Source organism: Pseudomonas sp. NPDC089741 (genome assembly GCF_044748825.1).
In the GTDB taxonomy this organism is placed as follows: Bacteria; Pseudomonadota; Gammaproteobacteria; order Pseudomonadales; family Pseudomonadaceae; genus Aquipseudomonas; species Aquipseudomonas helmanticensis.
Genome location: NZ_JBIVGT010000042.1, coordinates 36,908 through 47,013, shown reverse-complemented (window position 1 = coordinate 47,013; position 10,106 = coordinate 36,908). Strand labels below are relative to the sequence as shown.

At 57.7% G+C, this 10,106-nt stretch carries 12 protein-coding genes and 1 other RNA gene; 9 read left to right on the top strand and 4 right to left on the bottom strand.

All coding sequences use genetic code 11. The features are described 5' to 3' along the window. The 7 genes from ACIPZE_RS26390 to ACIPZE_RS26360 form a co-directional block, all read left to right on the top strand. Positions 1-143: uL13 family ribosomal protein (locus tag ACIPZE_RS26390; protein WP_400776295.1), on the top strand; the 143-nt coding region annotated here is incomplete at its 5' end. Between the two features lie 14 nt (positions 144-157). Then, a complete protein-coding gene (gene rpsI / locus ACIPZE_RS26385; protein WP_008080273.1) occupies positions 158-550 on the top strand; it encodes a 30S ribosomal protein S9 in 393 nt (130 codons plus the stop codon). Positions 551-819: 269 nt separating this feature from the next. Then, positions 820-1,413, top strand: coding sequence for a ubiquinol-cytochrome c reductase iron-sulfur subunit (gene petA, locus ACIPZE_RS26380; protein ID WP_400776291.1), 594 nt, complete (start codon positions 820-822; stop codon positions 1,411-1,413). Then, on the top strand, positions 1,413-2,624 hold the full coding sequence (locus ACIPZE_RS26375; protein ID WP_129395442.1) for a cytochrome bc complex cytochrome b subunit: 1,212 nt from the start codon (positions 1,413-1,415) through the stop codon (positions 2,622-2,624). The genes petA and ACIPZE_RS26375 overlap by 1 nt, the downstream gene beginning before the upstream one ends. Further along, on the top strand, positions 2,624-3,406 hold the full coding sequence (locus ACIPZE_RS26370) for a cytochrome c1 (protein WP_129395441.1): 783 nt from the start codon (positions 2,624-2,626) through the stop codon (positions 3,404-3,406). Before ACIPZE_RS26375 ends, ACIPZE_RS26370 begins: the two co-directional genes overlap by 1 nt. Positions 3,407-3,552: 146 nt before the next feature. Further along, the gene (locus ACIPZE_RS26365; RefSeq protein WP_047303097.1) at positions 3,553-4,170 is read left to right on the top strand and encodes a glutathione S-transferase N-terminal domain-containing protein; all 618 of its coding nucleotides are present in this window, start codon (positions 3,553-3,555) and stop codon (positions 4,168-4,170) included. 16 nt (positions 4,171-4,186) lie between these two features. Next, the gene (locus ACIPZE_RS26360; RefSeq protein ID WP_283439409.1) at positions 4,187-4,600 is read left to right on the top strand and encodes a ClpXP protease specificity-enhancing factor; all 414 of its coding nucleotides are present in this window, start codon (positions 4,187-4,189) and stop codon (positions 4,598-4,600) included. Positions 4,601-4,814: 214 nt separating this feature from the next. Here the strand turns inward: ACIPZE_RS26360 and ACIPZE_RS26355 are convergent, their stop codons facing one another. From ACIPZE_RS26355 to ACIPZE_RS26340, 4 genes are all read right to left on the bottom strand, one after another. Further along, on the bottom strand, positions 4,815-5,393 hold the full coding sequence (locus ACIPZE_RS26355; RefSeq protein WP_007917023.1) for a BON domain-containing protein: 579 nt from the start codon (positions 5,391-5,393) through the stop codon (positions 4,815-4,817). Next, complete coding sequence (locus tag ACIPZE_RS26350; protein ID WP_008082788.1) at positions 5,390-5,983, bottom strand: phosphoheptose isomerase; 594 nt, start codon at positions 5,981-5,983, stop codon at positions 5,390-5,392. Before ACIPZE_RS26350 ends, ACIPZE_RS26355 begins: the two co-directional genes overlap by 4 nt. Positions 5,984-6,084: 101 nt before the next feature. Next, on the bottom strand, positions 6,085-6,447 hold the full coding sequence (locus tag ACIPZE_RS26345) for a YraN family protein (protein WP_400776288.1): 363 nt from the start codon (positions 6,445-6,447) through the stop codon (positions 6,085-6,087). After that, a complete protein-coding gene (locus ACIPZE_RS26340; protein ID WP_400776285.1) occupies positions 6,447-8,258 on the bottom strand; it encodes a penicillin-binding protein activator in 1,812 nt (603 codons plus the stop codon). Before ACIPZE_RS26340 ends, ACIPZE_RS26345 begins: the two co-directional genes overlap by 1 nt. A 177-nt stretch (positions 8,259-8,435) precedes the next feature. Between ACIPZE_RS26340 and rsmI the strand changes: the two genes are divergently transcribed. Together rsmI and rnpB are read left to right on the top strand one after the other, a co-directional pair. Beyond that, on the top strand, positions 8,436-9,341 hold the full coding sequence (gene rsmI / locus ACIPZE_RS26335) for a 16S rRNA (cytidine(1402)-2'-O)-methyltransferase (RefSeq protein WP_400776282.1): 906 nt from the start codon (positions 8,436-8,438) through the stop codon (positions 9,339-9,341). A 73-nt stretch (positions 9,342-9,414) separates the two neighbouring features. Beyond that, positions 9,415-9,768, top strand: an RNA gene (gene rnpB / locus ACIPZE_RS26330) — RNase P RNA component class A. The last annotated feature ends 338 nt before the right edge of the window (positions 9,769-10,106 follow it).

Below are 10,106 nucleotides of genomic sequence, written 5' to 3'. Positions count from 1 at the left end.
CCCCTGAGCGCGTGATCGAGACCGCGGTTAAAGGCATGCTGCCTAAAAACCCACTGGGTCGCGACATGTACCGTAAGCTGAAAGTCTATGCGGGCGCTGCACACCCACATACTGCTCAGCAGCCCCAAGAACTGAAGTTTTAACGGAATAGTACATTATGTCGGCGACTCAAAATTACGGCACTGGCCGTCGCAAGACCGCAACCGCACGCGTTTTCCTGCGTCCGGGTACTGGTAACATCTCCATCAACAACCGTTCGCTGGAAAACTTCTTCGGCCGCGAAACTGCCCGCATGGTAGTTCGCCAGCCGCTGGAGCTGACTGAGACTGTCGAGAAGTTCGACATCTACGTCACCGTGATCGGCGGTGGTGTAAGTGGTCAAGCTGGCGCAATCCGCCACGGCATCACTCGCGCTCTGATGGACTACGACGAAACCCTGCGTGGCGCTCTGCGCAAAGCTGGCTTCGTTACTCGCGACGCCCGTGAAGTTGAACGTAAGAAAGTTGGTCTGCGTAAAGCGCGTAAGCGTCCGCAGTACTCGAAGCGTTAATTCCGCTTCTACGTTCAAAAAGAACGCCCGATTCCTCACGGAAGCGGGCGTTTTTTTATGCCTGCGATTTATCAAAAGAATTGCGCTGTGACAACTTGCCACATTCGTAGACCCCCTATACTGCAAGGCTTGAGGGTGAGAGCTCCGGGTAATTCCCTTGTCAGAATTGGGGCTTTTCATTACCATTCGGCAAAATTTTTATAAGTAACATTGATTTATTTAGTAGATGCCTGATTTAACAGGCCACAAAGCTGATGGGAGAGGACTGAATGAGCAATGACGGCGTGAATGCAGGCCGGCGTCGCTTCTTGGTAGCAGCCACATCCGTGGTGGGTGCTGCAGGAGCGGTGGGGGCTGCGGTCCCGTTCGTGGGGTCATGGTTTCCCAGTGCCAAGGCGAAAGCCGCCGGTGCACCGGTGAAAGTGAATGTCGGCAAGATCGAGCCAGGACAGCAGATGATTGCTGAGTGGCGCGGCCAGCCGGTGTTCATTGTCCGCCGTACCAAGGAAATCCTGGATAATCTGAAAAAGATCGAGGGCCAGCTCTCCGATCCGGATTCCAAAAACTCCACGCAACCCACCTATGTCGATCCTGAAGTGCGTTCGATCAAGCCGGAAATTCTGCTGCTGATCGGGATCTGCACACACCTGGGTTGCTCACCGACCTTCCGTCCCGAAGTGGCACCTGCGGATCTGGGTAAAGACTGGGTAGGCGGTTATTTCTGCCCTTGCGACGGGTCGCGCGACGCTCTGGCTGGCCGCGTCTACAAGTCGCAACCTGCGCCTTTGAACCTGCCAGTTCCCCCGCATTCCTATGAGACCGATGACCTGATTGTCATTGGCGTCGATACGGAGAAAGCGTGATGAGCAAGTTCATGGATTGGGTTGATGCGCGCTTTCCTGCGACCAAAATGTGGGAAGACCATCTCAGCAAGTATTACGCGCCAAAAAACTTCAACTTCTTCTACTTTTTCGGCTCCCTGGCGTTGCTGGTGCTGGTCAACCAGATCGTCACCGGTGTCTGGCTGACGATGAGCTACACGCCGTCGGCAGAGGAGGCATTCGCTTCCGTCGAATACATCATGCGCGACGTCGAGTACGGCTCGATCCTGCGTTTGTTGCACTCGACCGGCGCCTCGGCGTTCTTCATCGTGGTTTATCTGCACATGTTCCGTGGCTTGCTCTACGGTTCGTACCAGAAACCGCGCGAGCTGGTCTGGGTCTTCGGCATGCTGATTTACCTGGCGCTGATGGCGGAAGCCTTCATGGGTTACCTGCTGCCATGGGGTCAGATGTCCTACTGGGGTGCCCAGGTGATCATCTCGCTGTTCGGTGCGATACCGGTCATCGGTAACGACCTGACTCAGTGGATTCGTGGTGACTACCTGATCTCGGGCATTACCCTCAACCGCTTCTTCGCCTTGCACGTCGTCGCTCTGCCGATCGTCATTCTCGGCCTGGTGGTGCTGCACATTCTGGCGCTGCACGAAGTCGGTTCGAACAACCCTGACGGCGTCGACATCAAGAAGCACAAAGACGAAAACGGCATCCCGCTGGACGGCATTGCCTTCCACCCGTACTACACCGTGAAAGACATTGTCGGTGTCGTAGTGTTCCTGTTTATCTTCTGCTTTATTGTGTTCTTCTTTCCGGAAATGGGCGGCTACTTCCTCGAAAAACCAAACTTCGAGCAAGCCAACCCGTTCAAGACGCCGGAGCATATTGCGCCGGTCTGGTACTTCACGCCGTTCTACGCAATCCTGCGAGCGATCCCCGACAAACTCATGGGCGTCATCGCCATGGGCGCGGCGATTGCGGTGCTGTTCGTGCTGCCATGGCTGGATCGCAGTCCGGTCAAGTCGATGCGCTATAAAGGCTGGATGAGCAAAATCTGGCTGCTGGTGTTCTGCATTTCGTTCGTGATCCTCGGCATTCTGGGCGTACTGGCCCCGACGCCGGAGCGCACTCTGGTATCGCAGGTCTGCACCTTCCTGTACTTCGCCTACTTCATTCTGATGCCGTTCTACACCCGGCTCGAGAAGACCAAACCGGTTCCGGAAAGGGTGACTGGCTGATGAAAAAGTTATTTTTTGCTCTGATTTTTGCTGCTTTGCCTGTCCTGTCTTTCGCTGCCGAGCATGGTGGTCCGGAACTGGAAAAAGTCGACATCGACGTCTCCGACAAGGCTGCCCTGCAGGATGGCGCGCGGACCTTTGCCAACTATTGCATGGGTTGCCACAGTGCCAAGTTCCAGCGTTACGAGCGGGTTGCCGATGACTTCGGTATCCCGCACGAAATGATGCTGGAAAAACTGGTGTTCACCGGCGCGAAGATCGGCGATCACATGAACATCGGCATGCAGCCGGCCGACGCCAAGACCTGGTTCGGCGCGGCGCCACCGGACCTGACCCTGGTGGCTCGCGTTCGTGGTACCGACTGGCTCTACGGTTACCTGCACTCGTTCTACGAAGATCCGGCACGTCCTTGGGGGGTGAACAACAAGGTCTTCCCGAACGTCGGCATGCCTAACGTACTGGTCGGCCTGCAAGGTCGTCAGGTCGTCGGCTGCAAGCAGGTGCAGATCGTCGAGGACGGCAAGAAGCAATACGATCCGCTGACCGGTACGCCTTTGACGCATGAAGCGTGTGATCAGCTGACCATCGTGCCGAAGACCGGTACTCTGAATGCAGAGCAGTTCGATGAGAAGGTCAAGAATCTGGTAACCTTCCTGGCTTACTCGGCTAACCCGGTTAAGCTGCAACATCAGCGCATCGGTACTTATGTCTTGCTGTACCTGGCGTTCTTCTTTGTGTTCGCCTACCTGCTCAAGCGTGAATACTGGAAAGACGTGCACTGATACGCTTCAAGCATTGCTGTTAATCGCGCGCGCCCAAGGGCGCCTCCAATAACGTAGCGTCTGGTTCGCCAGGTGCTGCGGGAGGCGCCCTCTGGGCGCGCGCGTTTTTCCGGTTCCGACAAATTCAACAAGCGAGGAGGATCGCCATGGGCGTGACCAATCGGTTGGCCTGTTACTCCGACCCCGCCGACCACTATTCCCACCGAGTGCGCATCGTGCTTGCAGAGAAGGGTGTCAGCGCCGAAATCATTTATGTGGAGGCTGGTCGCCAGCCGCCTAAACTGATTGAGGTGAACCCTTACGGAAGTCTGCCTACGCTGGTCGATCGTGACCTGGCGTTGTGGGAGTCGACCGTGGTGATGGAATATCTGGATGAGCGTTACCCGCACCCGCCATTGCTGCCGGTTTATCCGGTGGCGCGTGCCAACAGCCGTCTGCTGATTCACCGTATTCAGCGTGACTGGTGTGGTCTGGTGGATCTGATCCTGGATCCGAAAAGCAAAGAGGCCGCGCGAGTCGTGGCGCGCAAGGAATTGCGTGAAAGCCTGACGGGCGTGTCGCCGCTGTTTGCCGACAAGCCATTTTTCCTCAGTGAGGAACAAAGTCTGGTGGATTGCTGCCTATTGCCAATACTCTGGCGTTTGCCGATTCTGGGTATTGAACTGCCGCGGCCAGCCAAGCCGCTGCTTGATTATATGGAGCGCTCGTTTGCGCGTGAGGCTTTCCAGGCGAGTCTGTCTGGTGTCGAACGCGATATGCGCTAAGGCTTAAGGAGCCGCTATGAACTCCAGTCGACCTTATCTGGTCCGCGCGCTCTACGAGTGGATTGTTGATAACGATTGCACCCCGCACATGCTGGTCAATTCCGAATTCCCGGCGGTGCAAGTGCCACAGGGTTTCGCCAGTGACGGGCAGATTGTCCTGAACATCTCGCCGAGCGCCGTGCGTCATCTGCACATGGACAACGACGTGGTGACCTTCGAAGGTCGCTTCGGTGGTGTTCCGCACAGCTTGTACGTGCCGATCAGTGCTATTCTCGGGATCTACGCCCGGGAGAACGGTCAGGGCATGGTGTTCGATCTCGAGTCGCCAATGGGTGACGAAGACGACATCGAGTCGGATGACGACTTGCCACCACCGGACAGTGAGCCACCGCGTCCAAGCGGCCGGCCAAGCCTGAAAGTGGTGAAATAAAAAAAGGCGATCCGGATGGATCGCCTTTTTCATGCGCGTCTCAAAAATGCATACACATCTCAAAACTGCATACATATCTCAAAATTTCATCACATCTCAAAACTGTAGGAGCTGCCGAAGGCTGCGATCTTTTGATCTTGCTTTAAAAAGATCACGATCAAAAGATCGTCCATCGCGGCCCGAGCCTTCGGCAGCTCCTACACGGAGATGTGTATCAGTCGATGTATTCGAAGAGTTTGACGATCTTCTGTACGCCGGAAACACCCTGCACCAGATTGGTTGCCTGAGTAGCTTCCTGTTTGGTCAGCAGACCCAGCAAGTAGACGATACCGTTCTCGGTCACGACCTTGATGCGCGAGCCGGGGATGCTGGCGTCGGTGAGCATCTGCGTCTTGATCTTGGAGGTCAGCCAGGTGTCATTCTGGCGCGCCAGGAAGCCGGACGGCGGTATGACCTGCAGTTCGTTATGCACGGTTTTTACCCGTTGAACGGCGGCTGCCGCCTGCTCAGCCTTCGCTTTCAAGTCTGCGCGCGGCGTTTGACCGGCCAGTAGCACGACGCCGTTGAAGCTGGTGACGACGATGTGCGAATCGTTGTCCAGAGCCGGGTCGGCCTTAGCCACGTTCACACCCACTTTGGTTTCGATCAGCGAATCGTCGATCTTGCTGCCGAAGGTGCGCGTGCCACGGTCGTCGTCGATCGGTGCTTCACGGCTGGCGTTCACCACCGAGGTGCAGCCGCTGATGCCGAGGCACAGGGTCAAGGCCAGAAGGCCAAGGCGATTAGGGGTCATTCTTCACTCCCGAACAGTTGGCTGTCGATCAGATCGCAAAGGCAATGGATCGCCAGCAAGTGGACTTCTTGAATACGTGCAGTGACATTGGCCGGTACGCGAATCTCGACGTCCTCGGGCAACAGCAGCGACGCCATGCCGCCGCCATCGCGTCCGGTCAAAGCTACGACAATCATTTCGCGATCATGTGCGGCCTGGATCGCTTGAATAATGTTCGCCGAGTTGCCGCTGGTCGAGATTGCCAGCAAGACATCGCCCGGTTGGCCGAGTGCGCGGATCTGTTTGGAGAACACTTCGTTGTAGCTGTAGTCGTTGGCGATCGAGGTGATCGTCGACGTGTCGGTGGTCAGGGCGATGGCCGGCAGGCTCGGGCGCTCGCGCTCAAAACGGTTGAGCAGCTCGGAAGAGAAGTGCTGGGCATCGCCGGCCGAGCCGCCATTGCCGCACGAAAGCATTTTGCCCTCGTTGAGCAGGGCGTTGACCATGATCTGGCTGGCTTGCTCGATGTGCGGTGCAAGTACGTCCATCGCCTGTTGCTTGGTGTCGATACTGGCCTGGAAAAGCTGGCGAATTCGGGATTGCATGTCCATCTGTGTGACCTTAAGTGGCGCGGCTGTTCGGCACGTGAATGTGCAGCCCGCAAAGCAAAGAGCAAAAGTTGTCGGGTGAAAATGTCCGGGGCGGAGGCAGATCAGCAGTCAAACGCATTCTGCAACCAGTTCAGCTGATTCGGGTGGCTGTCGATTGCCACCACATCGAAGCGGCAGGGGGAATTGGCCCAACGCGACTCGCGCTGAAGAAAATACTGCGCAGCGAAAATCAGTTTCTGCTGCTTGCGCCCATCGATGCTAGCGAGCGCGCCACCCCATTGGGTGTTTTTTCTGTAGCGAACTTCAACGAATACTACTGTATCGCCATCAAGCATGACCAGATCAAGCTCGCCGCGTTTGCATAACCAGTTCTGCGCAAGCAACTGCAATCCTTGGTTTTGCAGATGCTCGAGCGCCTGGCGCTCGGCATCCTTGCCGCTTTGCGAGCTTGACCTGTCAGGCATCAGCGCGGGGTGTCCGGCAGGCGTTGAACCTGACCGCTGACGAACTGCGCCCAAGGCAGCTGACGCACAACACGTTGGGTCTGGGTCATGCCGAGGCTGCCCGACTCACCATCAATGCGGCTGTCCGGCAGGGCTTTGAGTTGGCCCAGGCGCGGCGCCAGGCGATAGGCATCGACACCCATTGCGTACAAGCGACCGAGGCTGCCGGCGGCTTGTGGCCACTGCGCAACCACTTGCTGACGCAGTGGATCGCTGTTGTCCAGCAGCCACGGGGTTTCGCAGAAGCGAATGCCGTTCATGTCGTTGTACTGGTTCACGTCGCCACTGGCGCTGTAAACGTGCGAGGTCGCGTAAACCGGAACGTCGCCGGCGTACTGGAAGTTCAGGGTCGGCTTGATCTGCTGCGCCTGTTGTGGCGTGGCGGCAAGGAAGATGAACTCAATGTCCTGGCGACGCGAAGGCTGGGCGGCGACGTTGGTGCCGGCGGCATTCTGCAGGCTTTTGGCGCGGGCTTCGCTCTGGCGCAGCTGGAACATGTCGGCGATCTGCTGGGCCAGTTGCACTGGCTGATCGACACGTTCGGTGGCAACGATGCTGCCGCCGTTGGCCTGCCAGTCCTGGCTGAAAGCGCGCAGTACGCGCTCGCCCCATTCGCCTTTCGGCACCATGATTGCGGCACGATGCAGGCCGTCAGCGCGAGCGCGGCGGGAAACTTCGCGGGCTTCGTCTTCGGCAGCCAGACCAAACTGGAACAGCTGCGCCGGGCCTTGATCGCCTTCGCTGTAGTTCAGCGCAAGGGTGGTGATCGGCAGTTGCGGACGAGTGCTCAGTTGTTTGACCAGTGGTTTTTCCAGTGGGCCAACGACCAGTTGCACACCGTCCGCCTGAGCCTTGCGGTAGAACTCGTCCATCGAGGTCAGTTTCGAGCTGTCGTAGAACTCGATGGCCGGCGGCTTTTGTCCGGCCTGTTGAGCCTGGTAGTGCGCAGCCATGAAGCCTTCACGCAGAGCTTTGCCGACAGCGGCCAGCGGGCCGTCTTGCGGCAGCAGCAGGGCGATCTTGCTCAGCGGCTGGCTGGCCAGTTCCTTGAGTTTGGTCAGCGGCAGCGGCAGGTTGATTGCGGCCGGGTGTTTTGGATTCTGTGCACGCCAGGTATCGATCGCAGCTTGCTGTTGTTCCAGAGTGCCAGCGGATTTCACCGCCAGCGCCAGGCCCATCCAGCCGCCGAGGTCGTCGCTGGTGTTCGGTTGCAATTGGTCGGTTGGCAGCGAGCCGATCAGGGTCCAGATCGCTTCGTGGTTCTTGCTCGCGGCTTCGCCTTGCAGCATCGGTGCGATGAACACGCGCTCGCGGGCGGCAGCCAGTGTCTGGCCATCGGCTTCAAGGGCGCGGGCGTGAACGGTGCCAGTGCGCACTTGCTGCTCTTCAGGCATTTCGCCCAAGTGTTGCAGGCTTGGATGACTCAGGGCAGTCAGCGCGGCTTTCGGCTGATTGCGGGTCATCGCCAGCTCAGCGTTCAGTGTGCTGGCGAAGATCTGCTGGCCTGGCTTCAGTTGCTCCATCGGCACTTGTTGCAGGATCTGCGCGGACTGTCCGGCATTGCCTTGGCGATAGGCCAGGTCCGCCGCGCTCAAGCGCAACAGGGCGGCTTTTTCCGGGGTTTTCGCCTGGGTAGCCTGTTCGAGCAGTTGCTCGATGCTGGCATCCGGGGTCCGTGGAAGTTCGCCAAGGCTGGAGGAAGGGGAGCTGGCGCAAGCCGCCAACAAGGCAGCGAGGCAGAGGGCAGTGAACAGCCGCAGGCAAGCGATCATGTAAGTGTTCCTGATACTCGATCAAATTAGCGTCGAATTGTACCCAAGCACTGGCCGGGGCGCGATGTTAGTGGCGTGAAACGGACAATTTAGCTGGAGTAAATGTTGCAGCGGCGCACAACTGCACGCAAAACCGCAGGCGGGCAGAGCGCATCGCAAGCCTCGTGACGCGCTACAATGGCGGCTTTTACCGAACACGAGGTGTGCGCTTTGACTGCTCCAGGTCCTTTGAATTCCGCTGCTGGCTCGCTTTATGTGGTGGCGACGCCCATCGGCAACCTGGACGACATCAGCGCCCGGGCTCTGAAGATCCTCCGCGAAGTGGCCTTGATCGCTGCCGAAGATACGCGTCATTCGGCGCGTCTGATGCAGCACTTCGGGATTACCACGCCGCTGGCTGCCTGTCACGAGCACAACGAACGAGATGAAGGTAGTCGCTTTATCACCCGTTTGCTGGCGGGCGACAACGTTGCGCTGATTTCCGACGCCGGCACGCCGCTGATTTCCGATCCGGGTTATCACCTGGTGCGTCAGGCCCGTGCTGCCGGCATCAGTGTCGTGCCGGTGCCGGGCGCCTGTGCATTGATTGCTGCGCTGTCGGCGGCGGGGCTGCCGTCCGATCGTTTTATCTTCGAAGGTTTCCTGCCGGCCAAATCGGTCGGGCGCAAGGCGCGTCTCGAAGCTGTTAAAGAAGAGCCGCGTACGTTGATTTTCTATGAGGCTCCGCACCGCATCCTTGAATGCCTGCAGGATATGGAAGAAGTGTTTGGCGGTGAGCGTCAGGCATTGCTCGCCCGTGAAATAACCAAGACGTTCGAAACACTCAAGGGCTTGCCGCTGGCTGAATTGCGCGCATTCGTTGAATCCGACAGTAATCAGCAGCGCGGCGAATGCGTGGTGTTGGTGGCAGGCTGGACGCCGCCGGAGTCCGAAGACGCGGTCAGCAGCGAAGCGATGCGCATCCTCGATCTGTTGCTCGAAGAAATGCCGCTCAAGCGTGCTGCCGCGCTGGCAGCGCAGATCACCGGTGAGCGCAAAAACGTGCTGTATCAGGTCGCGCTGGATAAACAGAAAGGCGTGTAAGCCGTCGCCCATAGCGGTCTTGAGGCTTTTAGCGCTTGTTCTTCAGGCGCTCTGCCGTTAACCTTCGCGGCGGAGAGTCGATCGGACAGTCGCTGCCTTCTATGAAAATTAGGGGGGGGAGGAAAGTCCGGGCTCCATAGGGCGAAGTGCCAGGTAATGCCTGGGAGGCGTGAGCCTACGGAAAGTGCCACAGAAAATAACCGCCTAAGCGCTTCGGCGCCGGTAAGGGTGAAAAGGTGCGGTAAGAGCGCACCGCACGCCGCCCACCAGTCCGGGGCTAGGTAAACCCCACTTGGAGCAAGACCAAATAGGGTCCCAAGGCGTGGCCCGCGCTGGGACCGGGTAGGTTGCTAAAGATGTCCAGTGATGGCCATCGTAGACGAATGACTGTTCAAGACAGAACCCGGCTTACAGATCGACTCTCCACCTTTTTCTTTCCCTGCTTGAATCAAAGACGACAGGGCTGTGTAATATCAGCAGGCCTGGTCTGAAAGTTCGGCAGCGGCAAACGCAGTAATAGCCATTTCCCACCTTGCTTCAATCAACAGCAGAAGCGCTTTTGTAATACCGAAAAAATCTTACTCTTAACAAATTACTTTAACTTTCGAGCGCAGCTATCAGTGCTGCATCAAGTTATGGGTCGAAACTCCGCGCCAGATTGTCGTTACTCCTCCTTTTAAGCTCCTAAATCTCCGTTCTGTAAGGGTTTTCCTTTAATCCGCGCCTTGACGGTGTGGTGGGCGCATTCCTATAGTGTGCGCAAGT

Excerpts from the sequence above, each read along its gene's own strand:
- ACIPZE_RS26375 (WP_129395442.1), top strand. The coding sequence starts at position 1,413 with ATGAGCAAGTTCATGGATTGGGTTGATGCGCGCTTTCCTGCGACCAAA.
- ACIPZE_RS26360 (WP_283439409.1), top strand. The coding sequence starts at position 4,187 with ATGAACTCCAGTCGACCTTATCTGGTCCGCGCGCTCTACGAGTGGATT.
- rpsI (WP_008080273.1), top strand. The coding sequence starts at position 158 with ATGTCGGCGACTCAAAATTACGGCACTGGCCGTCGCAAGACCGCAACC.
- ACIPZE_RS26350 (WP_008082788.1), bottom strand. The coding sequence starts at position 5,983 with ATGGACATGCAATCCCGAATTCGCCAGCTTTTCCAGGCCAGTATCGAC.
- rsmI (WP_400776282.1), top strand. The coding sequence starts at position 8,436 with ATGGCGGCTTTTACCGAACACGAGGTGTGCGCTTTGACTGCTCCAGGT.
- ACIPZE_RS26370 (WP_129395441.1), top strand. The coding sequence starts at position 2,624 with ATGAAAAAGTTATTTTTTGCTCTGATTTTTGCTGCTTTGCCTGTCCTG.
- petA (WP_400776291.1), top strand. The coding sequence starts at position 820 with ATGAGCAATGACGGCGTGAATGCAGGCCGGCGTCGCTTCTTGGTAGCA.
- ACIPZE_RS26345 (WP_400776288.1), bottom strand. The coding sequence starts at position 6,447 with ATGCCTGACAGGTCAAGCTCGCAAAGCGGCAAGGATGCCGAGCGCCAG.
- ACIPZE_RS26340 (WP_400776285.1), bottom strand. The coding sequence starts at position 8,258 with ATGATCGCTTGCCTGCGGCTGTTCACTGCCCTCTGCCTCGCTGCCTTG.
- ACIPZE_RS26365 (WP_047303097.1), top strand. The coding sequence starts at position 3,553 with ATGGGCGTGACCAATCGGTTGGCCTGTTACTCCGACCCCGCCGACCAC.
- ACIPZE_RS26355 (WP_007917023.1), bottom strand. The coding sequence starts at position 5,393 with ATGACCCCTAATCGCCTTGGCCTTCTGGCCTTGACCCTGTGCCTCGGC.